Below are 16,429 nucleotides of genomic sequence, written 5' to 3' on the forward strand. Positions count from 1 at the left end.
TTCGATGGTACGGATGGGGCCTGTTCTGATCACTCTTCCATTTTGAACAAGATCCACATCTTTTCTTCGCGTAACACCCTTTAAAGTCAAGATTTTGCCAATGAAGGCCTTTACTTCAATGAAGTAAGTAATACATGACTCACAGGGTTCTTCATGCTCAATCACTTTTATTCAAGATCCGTGGCAATGTAGCAGCGTCTACGCAGCTGATCAACAAAAGCCCTGGCTTCTGTACTTCTGTATTTTTCTTTGAGCTGATCAACGATTCCGCCTTGATCAAGGCTCTTGCCGTAAGCATCAACCACTAGATCTAGTGCAAAGTCAATCAGTTCAGCCTCCTCTGTGCTGAGTCGTACATCCACAAATTTTTCCATTTGATCCAGGTTCCTTCTAGTGGTTTCTAGAGAATTCTGGAGCACAGCCCCTCGTTTATGCGTTTGGTGTGAAGTTATTCCCTGTTGGCTTGTCGTTTTGTTCTTCTAGGATCTCCAGCTAAGAATCGAAGCATCTTTGTTGGATTGATTGAGCAGGCCCTTGGATTGTCTAGATTCTTAATGTCAGATTTGTTGGTGTCATCGAAAATGTAGTGCTTCCTGTCTTTTTTGGGGATCAATCTATCCTTCTTGGCTGATGCACTCAAAGATTATGGTTCGGAAGTGAAGCATTCAGTCATGTTTTTAATCATTTGAAAATTTGCTTGCCCCCTATGGCTCCCTTTCGAATCTTATAAATTTCTAATGCCTGCTCGTTTGTGTCAATGAATACATGTGTACGTCAATCGTCATAGCTAACAATGAATTAGTGAAAATCCAAACCTTGCTATGGCTGTCCTTTTTGCACTTCCTAAAACGCAATCAATTTACCGTCGATACTGGGCTTCAACTGCTAAGTAGATCCCAGCGAGATTTCTGTAACCCTTGATGCTCAGTCACCCTGTCATGCAATGGTGTCTGCACAGAGACCCCAGCATCAAGTTTCGGGACTTCCGTTGCATCGCTGCGCGCAAGGCAGATGTTTTCCCAAGACTATGGGGTGAAGCCAATGTTCTTGGCGAGAATCATGGCATGGGCAACTTCCTTCCTTTCGTCACCGTTCTGTTCTCGCTTCAGGTCAGCGCTAGCGCTGCTACACCTATTGGCCAAAACCTGCCACTTGTTCGTTTTCAGGGCTGTTACGACGGGAACACGTGTACGACCACTGATGGTGAAACAGTCAGGTTGGCTTGTATTGATGCTCCCGAAATCAAAAAACCTCCTCGCTTTAGGTCCACCAGGATGCGTCCCACTGCTTATGACAACAGCTCCTCCGAACAATCCGCCGATGCTTTGAGAACTTTGGTTTTAGGTCGATCAGTTGGTATTCGCCGCATCACGACTGATCGCTATGGACGCACGATTGCAGAGCTTTTCACTGACAACAGGAACGTTGGTCAGCAGCAGGTTCGCAACGGGCATGCCGTGATTTCTCATAGATCCGCTTCGCAATGCCCTTGGGCTAAGCGTTTCTGACGAATCACCCTGCCTTGATTCAAGCGGAACAAACCGTTCTTGCTTGCAGGTCGTCGATTCTTGATTTGGATTCTGCTTGCCATCCGTGATTCAACAAATCTTGTGCCAGTCAGCCAAGTGTTGACGATCTCTGGCACGCTTCGATTGAACAACCATAATTCAGGAGTGAGGAAGACTTCTTCACGGAGTGGAAACTAGGCAACACGCCCTAAAAAGAAGTCAAGAAACCCCGCCTTTGGCGGGTTTTCTTTTGTTTGAGCGTATAGGCCTCTTCATCGAACTCCTTCGTCCGTTGCAGAGCTATAGCTTTTTTTTGGGGGGTGTGGGCGTAAAGACAGCCACGCAGAGACGGGATAGTGTCGCTTTGACTCTCTATTCACTGTTTGGAAGCATGTTGGTCACTCACCTGATTTGGGTTAGACATCAGCCGTGTGGTGATAATGGTCGTAACCGAACCATCGACCCATGTCCCAAGCGCGCGAGATGATTAACGCTCATTTGTTTCCTGTTTTGGCTGTTGTTGCAACTGTGAGCTCAGTTTCAGTTGCGATTTCACTTCGACCCATCGCTCAGCATTCGGAACGTTGGAACACGTGTTATACAGATAGCATTGCCTGGTATAAAGCCAACAAACCCGACTGGACGATTCAAGACAAAGAAGTTTTTGCTTCTAACTTCTGCAATGGTGGTACTCCTGTTTCTCCAGGTCCTGGCTTTAAACCTGCCACCGGATCCTGAACAGCTAATTTTAGTTTTATCCAGAGATTTTGATCAGTTTTAAGGGTTAGAGCAGAAACCATACAATTTTCTTGGGTTTGATCAACGCCACGGACGACCCAGGGTACGGACGCGGAGGCATTAAAAAGAGGGCTAAACGCCTTCTTCGCTGGGTCTAAGGAGACAAACCTTGTGAGGAATTGGCCAATTCAATGATGAACATCGTTCTGCAGATCCATCTAGGCACTGATCTGCACGCTTTTGTTGGTGAAACGAGTCATCACGGCCAACCCATAGCGGAGACACTTGCCTTTGGTGGTGCTTTCTTCTGTTTGCTCCCTTTTTTGCTGGTGCGAAGGCTGACCTCTCTGCTTCGTTGAACTGGTATGAATGACGTCCTTGCCGTCTTGATCTCGAACCTTCAGACTTTTGATGTGACCCGCCAGACCCAGTCGCTGAACTCCGATCGAATTGATATCAATGCCGGTATCGATCTGACCTGCGTTTTCGTATCCAAGCTCGCGGCAATACTCGTCTGCATGGGCAAAACTCAAAGCGAACCAATGGACGGTCTAGTTCTTTTCATTAGATGTTTTTCCCTGATAACGGCAACATCGATCAGTTCTTGGATGAGATGGGCCGAACTCCATTGCTCACAGCCGCCGAGGAGATCACGCTTGGAATTGCTGTGAAGACAAGCCAATCACCAGCAGCAACGCCTGGCGAAAAAAGAGCTGGCAAACGAGCCAAAGACCGAATGATCAAGGCTAATCTGCGATTAGTTGTCACCGTTAGCCGCAAGTACCTCCATCGTCAGCTGGGGCAATTGGAGTTTGGCGATCTGGTTCAAGAGGGTTGCATTGGCTTGAACCGTGCCGTTGAGAAGTTTGATCCCGAGTTGGGATACAAATTCAGCACCTATGCGTATTGGTGGATCCGTCAATCAATCAGTAGGGCAATTGATCAGACAGCCACAACGATCAGGGTGCCAACTTCTATGAATCTTGCTCTAACAAAGCTGAATCAACTTCCGTCGGGATTAAACGATGAGCAGATTTGCAGGCTACTAGAGGTCAGCGATACTCAGCTAAAGAACCTTCGCCACGCTTTTGCTGCCAAAAGCACTGCATCGCTAGATATGAACCTTGGCAGCGATAGGGATAGTTCAACCCTCTCTGATATTCTTTGCGATGAGCAATCAATACCTAATTTCGATAAGTTCCAATGGGATGAAGTGAAGAAATGTCTTCGAGACCATGCAAAATTAGCCATGAATAATGACCAAGAGTTACTACGTCGCAATGTTGTTGAAGAGCAGAGTCTTCAATCAATTGCTACTGAAATTGGAATCAGCCGCGAACGAGTCCGTCAGAAGGTAGATCGAGCCAAAAGATACTTAGCTGCCGTATTGATCGAGCATCGTGATCTCGTGGCATAACATCTCCTGCAGTTCATCGGGATGGCTAGGGATACAAGCAGATCAGATTCCCATTCTCTGAGGGGTGTCTCACTGGTTGATGTTGTCCATTAATAAGCAGCACTGTCAAAGGATTCAGCTGCCCACAGCGGCTCATTGGCTGGCCTTGAGATATTTGCAGCTAGAATTGCCTGCTTTCCTTTAAAACCATTCAACGGCGAAACTTTTAACCGAACAGGTTGTTTTACCCGAGTTACTTTGGTTTGTGAATCCACCTTTATGTCGGCCAAAATCAAACCTTGAAGGCTTTCATTAATTGTATCGGTGATTCTCTTCGTGTTAATCAGTATATCTTTGCCATTACACTTTATGAGATTGATACTGTTTTGTCTAGTGATGCCATACCGGTTTTAGCTTCTTCTTTGATGGATACAATGCTTGCGATCGCTACAGTTGCAATAAAGAAGCTGAGAAATATTTTCGTATAGTTTTTGCAGCTGTGTCTATGTTGAATGATTTGTCGCCGTTGACTTTTCTCCAGCTGATGCCACGGCGTATGTGCTTTTTCCTTGTTTGAATGCGTAAACTCAGAGATTTGTTGGTGTATGGTTGCGTGCTCTTTCCAGATTGATTTGTTCATCAGTTCAATCAAAGTCAAATAAGAAGAAAAAAGTGAATTCCGGGATTTGGACTTTTGCCTTCAAGGTCTAATTCCCATCCTATTCACTTTGTTGGCAATGCGCCACAAAACCTCAAGAGTCTCAGCACGCATTGCGTTTCTTTTCTTGCCTAGGCTCCGTCAGTCCTAGGCATAGGTAGTCCACTATCGTTCTCTATTGCTTCTGAACACTGCTTAATTTGCTCTCGCCCAGAGGCTCGGTTGGCTTGATGCTGTAGATCCGCTCCTACTGATGCACGCACGAAACTTTAAACTGTTTTTTAAAAAGAACTTTAATGGATCATATATCCAGTTTTCATAGACTAATGCCTCTATTAGCATTCACAATTCATCATGATTCCCAGAGCTTTGGATTTATTTGTTTGATTCTGGCTATGATTAATTAACAACAGATTAAGGACTTCAGTTGTTTGCTCGTGAATCTTCTGAAAAAAACTGCTTTCATTACTCTGTTAGCAGCCCTTGTATCTTCCTGCACCAGAAGCAGTGTCATTTATGGACCGACGCACGGGCCATTCATGGACGTAGTGATGGATCGCTCTAAAGACGCAAATCCAATCATTTTAATTCCAGGGCTCGGAGGAACCAAGTTGGTCGATGCCAGAAATGGAAAAACTGCATGGGGATCATATGGCCATAGTAGTTACTGGCCATCTACGGATAAGGATAATCAATTACTTGCTTTGCCATTAACGAATCGGCAGGCTTTCGTTAAGCGCAAGCAAAATAACGTCAAAGCTGTATCTGTAGTTGAAACTTTGAAGATAAGCCTTCTTCCATTTTCATCTTTTAATCTGGCAATCTACGCAACTATCATGAAGTCGCTGAAGAAGGCAGGTTATCAGCCTAATCCTCAGGACAAGCCGATCCCTAATAACGACTCAGGCATGGCCACTCCTGTGTTTGAATTTGCTTATGATTGGCGTCAATCTAATGCTGATAGTGCAATTCAGCTCAATAACTTTATAGACGAAAAATCAAAATATTATAAAACTAACAAGAGATCTAAAAAGGGGCAAAAATTTGATATTATTTGCCATTCGATGGGATGTCTAGTAGCAAGATACTATTTGCGATATGGAGATCAAGGATTAGGGACTAGTGAATCAACTCCTGAGCTTGACTGGAGAGGTGGCGATCAAATTGAAAACATCATCATGGTTGCTCCACCGAATAAAGGGTCGATTGAAGCGTTAAGTAATCTTCTTAATGGTTATGAGTTTAATCACATTAAATGGCTTAAATATCCTGCTGCAGTTCTTGGTACCATGCCATCAATGTATGAACTTCTTCCGCGTCCTGATATATCTCTAGCTGTTGATCAAACTGGTCAAGACATAGATCTGATGGATCCTAAATTATGGCAGTCAATGAATTGGGGGATACTCAATCCAAACCAGGCTAACATTCTTGCTCAAATTGCCCCTTCAGGCAGTACAAATCAGGAGGCTAATTCCCTCGCTGTGGAAATTCAGGAGACATTATTGCGTAAAGCAAAATTATTTTATTCCAGATTGGATCTAAAAAGCAAATCACCTGAGCATCTTAGATTTTATTTGTTTGCAGGCGTTGGAACACCGACCGAATCAAATGTTCGCGTTAATCGAAATGAAAAATCAATTTCATTCTTGAATGCTAATTCTGGAGATGGTAAAGTCTTAAGAGCTAGTGCGTATGCGATTGAAGATGCAATGATGCCTGATATGGGTCCGATTGTTGAATGGAATAATGCAACTTTCTTCCTATCGAATCATTTGAATCTTGTGAAGAATAATGATTTCTTCGTGAATTTGTACGATATTCTCATGTGGAGAGAGCTGCTTTAATTTAAAGGCTAATCCTTGATAATGATTCCTCATTTCGATTCGCTTCGGACTTCTAATTAAAACCGAAGGTGTAAAAATATTTTTAATCTACAATTAATTTCCGATGTCTTCTTCTCGCTTGGTCGGATTTTGCTGTTTCTCTTGGCTTGAACGGTTCACTCCTTGTCAACATACAGAGTTATCGCTATCAAAGAAACCAGCAATAACCAACTTCCTGCCGATCCTTTTTGCTATTTCGTCTTGAGTGTGAATTGATGTCAATTGTCGCCAATACGTTGCGCTATCAACATCGAGGACAAAGGACTTTGCAGCGAAGATCAGCATCGGCCCATTTTGGGCTTTCGATCTTGTTAGGCTCAGGCAGGACCTAGTGATCAGCGGCCACCCGAACCATCCCCTCGTTCATGTCGATCCATTATGTCTCGGTATTGAAGGCCAGCCACTTCGCCCTGATGTTGTCGGTCGGATCAGGCAAGCTGCCTCCGATCACTCGTGGTCAAGATCTTCGATGATCGTGCCAAGAGAAGCGCCAAGGCCCGCCTGATTTCAGTCATTAAAAAACCCAGTCAGTGACTGGGCTTTTCGGTAATAGAGAACGGAGAGGGTCGGATTCGAACCGACGGTGCCCTTGCAGACACGCTGGTTTTCAAGACCAGAGCCATAAACCACTCGACCACCTCTCCAAGAGGTCTTCATAGCTTATCATCCCACCAGGTTTAAGGCCTCTGTCGCAACTTTATCTATAAGGGTACTTTAAAAGTATTTTCTTCCTGCGGAGGGATCACTTTTTGACTTGTATTTAAAGTTTAATATATGTCTGATTTGTATTGTTTTCGGTTAAGGGCTTAATCGCATGACTTAAGCCCTGCTGGATTTTTAGCTATTAGGTTTTGCTAAAGGTAAGAGGCACTTATCTGAATCGCAACCAGCTGGACCTGCTTCCGTTAGCTCTCCGCTGTCATATTTTTGCAATGCGTCGAAAAAGTCATTATTGACTCGTCGTTCAATGACTTCTTTCTGCAAGCGCGCATAGGTTTGTGCATCGATTGGTTCGAATGGCAAGCGTGGGAAGGTTGCATTCGCATCGAATCGAGCGAGAAGAGCTGCAGAAATGTATCCGCCACCCTGTTCGATGGTCTGGTGAAGAGCATCGGTTAACGGTTCAATCTCATGCTCACGAAATTCGATCGTTGCCGATGTGTTGTGGGCGGTGTAGTGCAATTGAACTTGCATGTAAAAGTCAAATTGTGCCAATGCCGAGAATGCATTGATATCCACAGTGTCTGCACCAGGCAGATTGGCCCAACTGACCTCGGTTGGAATTTCTACTAACCATTCCGTGCAGCGTGAATCGAATGGATCGTTCAAAAGACGACCTTCATCATCCTTATCGGACTGGGAAGGAACCACTGTGTAGCCATAATCCATGCAGGCCATCGCCACAGGATCGTTTTTGCGGAAAGTAATCCTGCGGATAAAGCGCTGAGCTTTGGGCGGATGCCAACCAGGTGCAGCACCTGTAAGCAAGCTTTTTGTTCCAGCGGGCTGAACTGTGGTGCAGCGGTTTGGACGCCTCAGTCCATGACGATCGCAATAATCCCAAACGGTTTCATTCACGATCGATTTCCACCGCTTCAAGTAATCAGCTTCTTGTTTTTTGTAATTCAGACCTTCTTCGGTTTCAGGCCGTCCTGCTTCCCACCACTGCAGCCATGGTGTACCAAAAGCATGAACGAAGAAATCAAATAACCCAGTAAAGCTCACACCTACGATTGGATCCCAGGCTCGACTCTGGCGGTACCTCTCGACTTCGAATTTGTGATTGAGCAGACAGGCAACGGAGAGTGCACCGGCTCGGAAGGCGTCGCGTTGCGATGCTTCATCTTTGGGGTCAATTTGGTTGAGATGTACCTCGGCAAGGTTGCAATGAAAATCTGCACCGAGGATTTCACCGCACGGATTTAATCCGTAGCGACTCAGCCGATGCTCAAGTTCTTCTTTTGAAATTGCACCATGATTTTGTTCGAGCCAGCGCCCTGCTTCTTCACGGCCTTGGTCGCAATAAATCTCGATAAATTCACTTCTTAATTCCTTGGTGGTTAGTAAATCGGCGTTCGAGCGAGCGAGCGCTTCAGGAGCGAATTGAATGGCGCCTTCACCACTGTGGAATTGACGTGTGACTGCTTCTAGCAGCACTTCCCTGCTTGGTCGGGTGTGATAAACACGGGTGTGATTCGCCATCCTCAGCGCATCGCGCTCAGGATCAATTCTCCAGTTGCCTTCAGAATCCTGTTGCCACAAATTTTCCTTGGCACCAGCAGCTGACATGTCGTCGGAAGCGAATTGACGCATACCGGCACTACGCCGGATATTACCCGCCACAATCGTGACGGCTGCTTCATCAATAAGGAGACAGCATTCGATGGATGTGAGCTGTCTACCGATCGCTTTGCCCAGCAATTTTGCGACGCGACCGTAGAGATCTTTCAGTTTGACGGGGTTCGCCATACCACCGAAACCCTTGAGGGTTTCGCCGACAGGACGCACATCAGAAAGGTCAATATCGACCTCAACTTTTCGGCCTTCGAAGCGAGGATCACTACTCAATTCTAAGAGCAGTTGGTAGCTATCAACCCAACCACGTCTGGTGTCCCCCACCTTGATTGAAACATTGTGATCGCTGATGTTGAAGGACGTGGTTTCCTGGCGGTTGTCTGCCGGTGTAATGCCGATGTTTGAAACGCTTCGTACTTCAATCGGATTAATGACAACTGGAAGCTGATCAATGAAGTGGGGCTCGATGATTGCGCCTGTTCCACACCCCATCATCGCTAAATCCATCATCAGACCGAACGCTTCCCAATCCACAAGATTTGTGGAGGTGCAGTTGTAGGCCCCTGAGAAATTTTCCGGCTTCTCGATCCATGGAGTGCCACCAATCCATTGCCAGCGTCCGGATGGCAGTGCTTTTTTCTCAGACTGCATCCTGGCCAGTAGGTCCATTTCCTCTGCATTGAGGGAACCAAGCTTGAGAAGTCCTGATCGGTTACGTTCGCCTACTTCACTCCAACTTTCTCTTCCTTTAGGCAATCGTCGACTGTAGGTGCGATAAAACACCGGGTTGGCTGCGGGCGCAGTTGCTGGGAAATCGCCGTTGATAGATCCAAGCTCAGTGGTTTGTGTCTCTGGCTTTTCTGTGCGGCTTGGTGTCAGAGTCACTTGCTGTTCTCGGCTTGTCCTTCGGGTATCCTAACGCCACCAATGGGGTTTGCACGTCTTTCTAAGCACTATCAGCGGTGTTTTGCCTCTGGTCGAGGCCTGATCGTTCTCTGAGCTTCGCCTCACTGGCAAGAGATCGAACTCCCTGACCACCGATCAAAGGTCATTGTTAAGTACCGTCAGCTCATGCATCCATGGACAAGGAGTGCTTTGGTTTTCGTGGTTTCCAGTGCGGCTTGAGGAACTGCTTGCAAAGATTGATAGGGATGAAACGACGTTTGGTGTCTGTTCCCCCGCAACCTCAGGGCCACTGGCGAGTGTTCCAGATTTGCTCAGTTTTGCTGTGAATGCCGATCCCCATCTCCATTGGGTTGCTTGTCGGATGCTGAAGATCTTCGTCTTTGGTGATGATGATGTGTTGCTTAAATCTTTTTCGAATCGTACGCGGAACGGTTTTTGTGGTTAGTGTTCCAGAGGCTTGGTCGGCGCTTCATTAAAGTGATTGGAGAGAACAAGATTGATATCATCTATCCTTCTCAAACACTTTTGTTGAGTCTCTTTATTCCGAAGGCTGATGCAACGTTGTCCCGAACCAGAGTTGATGAATGCGCCTCATCAGGTTGTTGCCTATGCAGAGGCGGACTTTAGTTCCGGTGATCATTCAGTCATCGAACGTTTGTCGGAGCTGATTGATCATTCTCGCACTGTTCTCCCCGCAGCTCATTTGATCCTGGATCTAGGTTGTGGTCCGGGGAATATTTCCGAACGGCTTGCTGCTCGCTGGCCCCTATCGGCAGTGATTGGTCTTGATGGGGCTCCTTCCATGATCGCGATTGCCAATCAAAGACTTTCCTGTTTAAGTCCTGCTATTCATAATTTAACCTATTTACTCTTTGATTTAAGCCATTCCTGTCTTGATGATATTCCTCAAATAAAAGGTGCTTCTGTGATTGTTAGTAATAGTCTGTTGCATCATCTCCATAATCCTCAAAGGCTATGGGCGTCAATGAAGCAGCTTGCTGTGCCTAATGCATTCATGTTGCATCGTGATCTTCGTCGCCCCTCGAATGAGCAGGAGGTTGATGCGCTTTGCGATCGGTATGTGAGCAATTCCCCTTCCGTGTTGCAACGCGACTTTCGAGCATCCTTGATCGCTGCCTTCACTGTAGATGAAGTCCGCGAACAACTTGACGAGGCTGGAATGGGTCAGTTCACCGTGATGGAGCTCGACGACCGATACCTTGAAGTTTCGGGGCAGTGGTGATTTTGATGCTGCATCGACCATTGACTGTCAGGCTGGTGGTGTCAACAGCGAGATCATGAGCACGCGTTTGGGTACCGATAGCAGCGAGTCGTTGGACGTCTTAAGCGGTGAGGACGGTCTCGCTGAAGCCGTGGCTCGACGTCGCAATTTTGCGATTATTTCCCATCCCGATGCAGGAAAAACCACACTCACCGAGAAGCTTTTGCTGTATGGAGGTGCGATTCAACAAGCTGGTGCTGTGAAGGCTCGAGGTGAGCAACGCAAGGTCACGTCCGATTGGATGGAGCTGGAAAAACAGCGCGGTATTTCGATTACGTCGACCGTTCTGCAATTCGACTACTCAGGCAGCACGATTAATTTGCTGGATACGCCTGGTCACCAGGATTTTTCTGAGGATACTTATCGCACTCTCGCTGCCGCTGATAACGCGGTGATGCTTGAGGATGCTGCGAAGGGTCTGGAACCTCAAACACGCAAGCTGTTTGAGGTTTGCAGGATGCGTGAAATTCCTATTTTTACGTTCATCAACAAGATGGACCGTCCAGGAAGAGAGCCTTTAGCTCTTCTGGATGAAATCGAGGCTGAATTAGGTCTCACTCCCTGGGCGGTGAATTGGCCGATTGGCAGCGGTGAACTCTTTCGCGGAGTCATCGATCGCCGCACGCGTCAGGTTGTCCTGTTCAGCCGTGCTGAACGCGGTCGCCAATCTGAAGAAAAGCTCTTGGATTTGGATGATCCAGAATTAAAAGATTTAGTGGAGCCAGAGTTGCTTGCTCAGGCCGTTGAAGATCTTGATCTTTTGGAAGCAGCCGGCGCAGTGCTGGACCTTGAATTGGTTCATGCTGGGGAACTTACCCCGGTCTTTTTTGGTTCGGCTATGACTAATTTCGGGGTGCGTCCGTTCCTTGATGCGTTCATGGATATGGCACAAAAGCCTGTTGCAAGAGTTGGTACGGACGGCCCTGTTGATCCCTTACGTCCTGATTTCAGCGGGTTTGTGTTCAAGCTTCAAGCCAATATGGATCCACGTCATCGAGATCGTGTTGCTTTTGTTCGTGTTTGTAGTGGCCGTTTTGAAAAAGATATGTCTGTGCGTCATGCCCGCACTGGCCGCACCATTCGTCTTTCGCGTCCTCAGAAATTATTTGGGCAAGATAGGGCTGTTGTTGAAGATGCTTATCCCGGTGATGTGATTGGCTTGAATAATCCTGGAATGTTCTCTATTGGAGATACTCTTTACACTGGTACAAAGGTCGAATACGAGGGTATTCCTTGCTTTAGTCCCGAAATCTTTAGTTGGTTGCGCAATCCCAATCCTTCTGTATTCAAAAACTTTCGCAAAGGAGTGAACGAGCTTCGTGAGGAGGGTGCAGTTCAAATTCTCTATGACACAGACGAAAGTAAGCGTGATCCCATCCTTGCCGCGGTTGGACAGTTGCAGTTGGAAGTTGTGCAGCACCGCTTAGAAAATGAGTATGGCGTTGATACGCGTCTGGAGCCCCTTGGTTTTCAGGTCGCACGCTGGGTGACTGGTGGTTGGTCTGCCCTGGAAGATGTGGGTCGTATTTTTAATTGCAAGACAGTGCGCGATGCATGGAATCGCCCCGTTTTGTTGTTCAAAAACGAATGGAATTTGAACCAACTGATGGAGGAGCATCCTGCGCTTGTTCTCAGTAACGTCGCGCCTGTTGTGAGCGGTGTGGAGCCGATCAGTCTTTGAGTTGCGATTGCAACCCTTCGTTCACTCGCAACATTGCTTCACGTTCGCCAGACTGGATCCATGGATCTGTTTGCGCTGAGTCACGTCTGGCTGTTACGTCCATGTTCGGACGGCGGCACGGAGTATGTGTGCTTTCGTCCCGCTCAAGATCGTGTTGAGGTGGTTGAGGGATACCACCTTCCGCCCCAAATGCCTTTGATCAAACGCAGAAAATGGCTTCACAGCGCTGAAGTGCCCCATTGCAAACGGCAACTTGAAAAGCTTCAAGGCTTTAAGCACGGGCAACCTCTGTTTTGATTCAATTCAGCTCACCCGATTGTGCGCTCAGCTCGATACGCTCAATACAGATTGAACTGAATGAATGGCGTCAGGGGTTGATCTCGGCTCGAGCTCAGAGTCCCAGGATCCTTATGAAATGCTTGGAATTTCTGCTGATGCAGGGTTTGAGGAGGTTCAACAGGCGCGTGAAACCTCTCTGAAGGCAGCTGGCGACGATCCAATGGCGAGGGCTCGCATCGAAACTGCCTATGACGCAGTGCTGATGGGACGCTTGCGAGAACGGCAGTCAGGAACCATTAGTTCTGCTGCCGTGACCGCTTCCCGCCTTGAAAGCCAAAGTGCATCAACGTCTTCAGGTACTCCTGCCAATACGTCTGCTCTTTTAACCAGAATTCGCAACCTCTCTCTTCCCAGTCCCAGGTTGAGCTCTGCCGGTTTTCTTCCAAGTCTGAGTTTGGTGGAAGGCCAGGGATTGCTGGTGAGACTGATCGCTGGAGGCATTGGTCTGTTGCTGCTTCTTGCGGCTCCAACAGCGGTCGATTTAGTGCTGGCTCTCTCCACAATTGGCTTGTTCATCTCTCAGGTCAAACGGGGTCGAAGACCATTGGGTGCCTTGGGCTGGAGTTTGGCTCTCGTCGCCTTAGGGCTGGTTCTGGGCGCGGTGATCGGTGCCTTGGTCTCGACCCAAGCAGGATTGTCTGTGAATCCGATTCTCTTTGAAGCATTGCCAGCCTATTTAGTTCTGGTTGCTGGCATATTGCTTCTGCTCTGAGTGATGGATTCATAGGCTATCGATGAGATCTGATAATTCTTTTTCATCAAGTTTGTAAACCTCACTGCAGAAGTGGCAGGTGAGTTCAGCCCCTTTGTCTTCTTTGAGCATCGTGTTGAGCTCCTTTTTGCCAAATAATCTCAGGGCGTTGATGCTTCGTTCTCTGCTGCAGGGGCATGAGAATTGGATCGGTTGTAACGGTTCTCCAGCGGGAATTGGTTGAGGATCTAAATCTGGAAAAACATCTTTGAGCAGATTCTCAAGATGATCCTGATTATCAAGTAGATGTTTGCTGAAGTTGTGGATTTCGCGACAACGCTCCTCTAGTAAAGCAACCAGAGCTGGTTCTTCTGCTGCTTTGGGCAGCACCTGTACTAATAGTCCACCACTACATTCAAGGCCTTCTTGACTGATCGTTTCGCCTACAAATACGCCTGAGGGTGTTTGTTCAGAATGCAGTAAATACGATGCAACATCCTCTCCAATTCCTCCACGAACCAATTCAACAGTGCTGCTGAATGGCTCTCCCTTTCCTTCGTCCCTCACAACATGAAGGTAGCCCGTACCTGCAGCGGCATTGAAATCAAAGCTGTAGTGACCTGCGTCATCTTCGATTGGATCTAATTCCAGTTTTGGGTTCCCTACATACCCGCGTACGCGACCATCTCTGCCTGCATCGACAAACAAACCACCGATAGGTCCATCGGAGCCAATGCGTAAGTTCACACGGCCGTGACGCACCTTCATTGAGCTGGCTAGCAACAGCCCAGCGCTCATGGCACGCCCGAGCATCACCGTTGTCAAATAGGACAGGCGATGCCTCCGTCTCGCTTCGCGTGCGGCCTCGGTGGTGATCACCGCTACAAGCCTGATGCCTCCGCCAGCTGCCGTGGCCCGGACAAGGCAGTCACCCATGGCATTTGCGCATCACAGCGGCAATGGTGACAGAGCGTGGAGACGTCCCTCTCTCAGGTTCCAATGGTGTCCGCTCCACCCCTCAAAGAGATCCGGTTCATGGGTTACAACAATGAGCAGTCGATCCTTGGAGAGATCTTGAAGCAGTTCGAGCACTTCGGAGCGAACGGACCAATCAAGACCAGCGGTTGGTTCATCCAATAGCAGCACTTCAGGGCGGCGCAATAGCTGCACGGCTAGGGCAAGGCGTCGTTGTTGTCCTCCGCTTAAACGTTCTGGTGCCTGTCGCAGATCCACATCACCGAGGCCGACTCGCCTAAGCACAGTGCTTCGCTGCTCACTCGTGAGCCTTTTGTGGCCAAGTTTTAACTCCTGAGATACATTCAATCCCAGAAAATGACGTTCAGGAAACTGAAACACCACGCCACATAGCCATCGCCTTTGACGTCTCGTGAGTGCTTCTTGATTCCAGAGAATCGAGCCTTTCTGTTCTCCTGCTAAGCCACTGATCACTTCAAGCAGGCTTGTTTTTCCACTCCCGCTATTGCCTGAGATCAGCACCGGTATGCCTGGCGAGGCTTTGAGGTTGATCTCGTCCAGGACCACGCGTTCTGACGTCGCCGGCCGGAATCGAATGTTGTTGAGTTCCAGCATGCGACTCAGTTGCTTCTGTTGATGGCAGTGGTGTGATCAGCATGATTGATCATGATCGTGGCCGATCTCTTTTGAGATAGCGATGATGCGAGGGTCTCCAATAGGCCATGCACGTTCGTTTCCGAGAGGTTGATCCGTTTAATTGCTGGGTGTGGCTTCGATTTAGTGAAATTCCCAGTCAAGGGGAGCGAAATTACGTGGATGGCATCTTTGACAGCTGGTATGTCATTGGTCGGCTCGGTGGCTTCAATGCCGAGAACCTTCAGGTGCATGAAGAAGCAGAGGACCTGAGCTTCATGAGTTACGACAATGACGAGGCCTCCTCATCGATGCCGGCCTTGATGCACAACATGGGGCAGCTCGAATATCACGAGGAGTGGGCCCGTTGCTGGTTGGACTTGGGCACCAGTGATGGGATTGGTCTCGACGTCTTAATTAATGCTTTGAAGCAACTCAACTCTGATGTTGTGAAGCTGGATCAATTGCTGATCGGTGGAGTCAATGAGGACTGGCCCGTTGAGGATCATCCCGATCGCGTGTTCCCAAACATGAACTGACTCTTTGTTAAATTAAGGCGTCCTACTCATTCCGCACACCTGTCCGTTTCGGGTGCTGGACGTTGTGCTCTGAGTTCTCGCTCATCACACGCCATACCTGACAGGTGGAGGCGAACCCGAAACCCTCAACAATCATGGCTGTCGTCACTCTCGCCGAGATGATGGAGGCTGGTGCCCACTTTGGCCACCAGACCCGTCGTTGGAACCCCAAGATGTCGCGCTACATCTATTGCGCGCGCAACGGAGTTCACATTATTGATTTGGTGCAGACAGCTGTCTGCATGAATAACGCCTACAAGTGGGTGCGTTCAGCTGCTAGGAGCGGCAAGCGTTTCCTCTTCGTTGGCACCAAAAAGCAAGCGTCTGAGGTTGTGGCTCAAGAAGCCCTTCGCTGCGGATCGTCTTACGTGAACCAGCGCTGGCTTGGCGGAATGCTGACCAACTGGACCACGATGAAAGCCAGGATTGATCGTCTTAAAGATCTTGAGAGGATGGAATCGAGTGGCGCTATTGCCATGCGTCCCAAGAAGGAAGGTGCTGTTTTACGTCGTGAACTCGAGCGTTTACAGAAGTACTTAGGTGGTCTCAAGAACATGCGTCGTATTCCCGACGTCGTGGTGCTTGTGGATCAGCGTCGTGAAACCAATGCCGTGCTGGAGGCTCGCAAGCTTGACATCTCTTTGGTGTCGATGTTGGACACCAATTGCGATCCTGACCTTTGTGAGGTTCCTATCCCTTGCAACGATGACGCGGTCCGTTCGATTCAGTTGGTTTTGAGTCGTTTGGCTGATGCGATTAACGAAGGTCGTCACGGCGGCCAGGATGGGCGTGGTGATGATGGCTAGGGCTGATCATCAGCTTTTGCTTTTGCACGCTTAGTTTTCGCCGCTGCGTCCTCCTTG

Annotated in this window: 16 protein-coding genes and 1 tRNA gene; 10 read left to right on the plus strand and 7 right to left on the minus strand. The window is 48.1% G+C overall.

The window, feature by feature from the left end:
• Positions 1–167 precede the first annotated feature (167 nt).
• The gene (locus SIC18_RS08820; protein WP_048346394.1) at positions 168–374 is read right to left on the minus strand and encodes a hypothetical protein; all 207 of its coding nucleotides are present in this window, start codon (positions 372–374) and stop codon (positions 168–170) included.
• A gap of 546 nt (positions 375–920) precedes the next feature.
• On the opposite strand from SIC18_RS08820, the gene SIC18_RS08825 reads away from it, so the two are divergent.
• Together SIC18_RS08825 and SIC18_RS08830 are read left to right on the plus strand one after the other, a co-directional pair.
• Complete coding sequence (locus SIC18_RS08825) at positions 921–1,508, plus strand: thermonuclease family protein (protein ID WP_413429354.1); 588 nt, start codon at positions 921–923, stop codon at positions 1,506–1,508.
• 465 nt (positions 1,509–1,973) lie between these two features.
• Complete coding sequence (locus SIC18_RS08830; protein WP_048346395.1) at positions 1,974–2,246, plus strand: hypothetical protein; 273 nt, start codon at positions 1,974–1,976, stop codon at positions 2,244–2,246.
• 218 nt (positions 2,247–2,464) lie between these two features.
• Here the strand turns inward: SIC18_RS08830 and SIC18_RS08835 are convergent, their stop codons facing one another.
• Positions 2,465–2,779, minus strand: coding sequence for a hypothetical protein (locus SIC18_RS08835; protein WP_413429355.1), 315 nt, complete (start codon positions 2,777–2,779; stop codon positions 2,465–2,467).
• A 35-nt stretch (positions 2,780–2,814) separates the two neighbouring features.
• Here SIC18_RS08835 and SIC18_RS08840 point away from each other — a divergent pair, with 35 nt between their 5' ends.
• Positions 2,815–3,663: a sigma-70 family RNA polymerase sigma factor gene (locus SIC18_RS08840; RefSeq protein WP_048346397.1), complete on the plus strand. Its 849-nt coding sequence runs from the start codon at positions 2,815–2,817 to the stop codon at positions 3,661–3,663.
• 346 nt (positions 3,664–4,009) lie between these two features.
• Here the strand turns inward: SIC18_RS08840 and SIC18_RS08845 are convergent, their stop codons facing one another.
• Positions 4,010–4,282 carry a hypothetical protein gene (locus tag SIC18_RS08845; RefSeq protein WP_413429357.1) on the minus strand — a complete coding sequence of 91 codons (273 nt, stop codon included), beginning with the start codon at positions 4,280–4,282 and terminating at the stop codon, positions 4,010–4,012.
• A 569-nt stretch (positions 4,283–4,851) separates the two neighbouring features.
• Here SIC18_RS08845 and SIC18_RS08850 point away from each other — a divergent pair.
• Positions 4,852–6,147 carry an esterase/lipase family protein gene (locus tag SIC18_RS08850; RefSeq protein WP_413429358.1) on the plus strand — a complete coding sequence of 432 codons (1,296 nt, stop codon included), beginning with the start codon at positions 4,852–4,854 and terminating at the stop codon, positions 6,145–6,147.
• A 596-nt stretch (positions 6,148–6,743) separates the two neighbouring features.
• Here SIC18_RS08850 and SIC18_RS08855 read toward each other — a convergent pair.
• Together SIC18_RS08855 and nrdJ are read right to left on the minus strand one after the other, a co-directional pair.
• Positions 6,744–6,830: transfer RNA gene (locus SIC18_RS08855), tRNA-Ser, on the minus strand.
• A gap of 193 nt (positions 6,831–7,023) precedes the next feature.
• On the minus strand, positions 7,024–9,366 hold the full coding sequence (nrdJ, locus tag SIC18_RS08860; RefSeq protein WP_413429359.1) for a ribonucleoside-triphosphate reductase, adenosylcobalamin-dependent: 2,343 nt from the start codon (positions 9,364–9,366) through the stop codon (positions 7,024–7,026).
• Between the two features lie 601 nt (positions 9,367–9,967).
• Here nrdJ and SIC18_RS08865 point away from each other — a divergent pair.
• The 4 genes from SIC18_RS08865 to SIC18_RS08880 all read left to right on the plus strand — a co-directional run bounded on the left by SIC18_RS08865 (position 9,968) and on the right by SIC18_RS08880 (position 13,401).
• Positions 9,968–10,630 carry a class I SAM-dependent methyltransferase gene (locus tag SIC18_RS08865; RefSeq protein WP_413429360.1) on the plus strand — a complete coding sequence of 221 codons (663 nt, stop codon included), beginning with the start codon at positions 9,968–9,970 and terminating at the stop codon, positions 10,628–10,630.
• A gap of 55 nt (positions 10,631–10,685) precedes the next feature.
• Positions 10,686–12,350 carry a peptide chain release factor 3 gene (locus SIC18_RS08870; RefSeq protein ID WP_413429361.1) on the plus strand — a complete coding sequence of 555 codons (1,665 nt, stop codon included), beginning with the start codon at positions 10,686–10,688 and terminating at the stop codon, positions 12,348–12,350.
• Between the two features lie 60 nt (positions 12,351–12,410).
• Positions 12,411–12,647, plus strand: a complete 237-nt coding sequence (locus SIC18_RS08875) for a hypothetical protein (RefSeq protein WP_048346404.1) — start codon at positions 12,411–12,413, stop codon at positions 12,645–12,647.
• 64 nt (positions 12,648–12,711) lie between these two features.
• Positions 12,712–13,401, plus strand: coding sequence for a CPP1-like family protein (locus SIC18_RS08880; RefSeq protein ID WP_048346405.1), 690 nt, complete (start codon positions 12,712–12,714; stop codon positions 13,399–13,401).
• A 9-nt stretch (positions 13,402–13,410) separates the two neighbouring features.
• On the opposite strand, the gene hslO is transcribed toward SIC18_RS08880, so the two are convergent.
• Positions 13,411–14,316: an Hsp33 family molecular chaperone HslO gene (gene hslO, locus SIC18_RS08885; protein ID WP_048346406.1), complete on the minus strand. Its 906-nt coding sequence runs from the start codon at positions 14,314–14,316 to the stop codon at positions 13,411–13,413.
• 12 nt (positions 14,317–14,328) lie between these two features.
• On the minus strand, positions 14,329–14,970 hold the full coding sequence (locus tag SIC18_RS08890) for an ABC transporter ATP-binding protein (RefSeq protein ID WP_048346407.1): 642 nt from the start codon (positions 14,968–14,970) through the stop codon (positions 14,329–14,331).
• Positions 14,971–15,077: 107 nt separating this feature from the next.
• Between SIC18_RS08890 and SIC18_RS08895 the strand changes: the two genes are divergently transcribed.
• Together SIC18_RS08895 and rpsB are read left to right on the plus strand one after the other, a co-directional pair.
• Positions 15,078–15,527, plus strand: coding sequence for a DUF3531 family protein (locus SIC18_RS08895; protein WP_413429363.1), 450 nt, complete (start codon positions 15,078–15,080; stop codon positions 15,525–15,527).
• A 134-nt stretch (positions 15,528–15,661) separates the two neighbouring features.
• Positions 15,662–16,372 carry a 30S ribosomal protein S2 gene (gene rpsB, locus SIC18_RS08900; RefSeq protein WP_048346409.1) on the plus strand — a complete coding sequence of 237 codons (711 nt, stop codon included), beginning with the start codon at positions 15,662–15,664 and terminating at the stop codon, positions 16,370–16,372.
• Positions 16,373–16,429 lie beyond the last annotated feature (57 nt).

Origin of the sequence: Synechococcus sp. Cu2B8-bc1011 (genome assembly GCF_047302735.1) — a bacterium.
Lineage (GTDB): Bacteria > Cyanobacteriota > Cyanobacteriia > PCC-6307 > Cyanobiaceae > Synechococcus_C.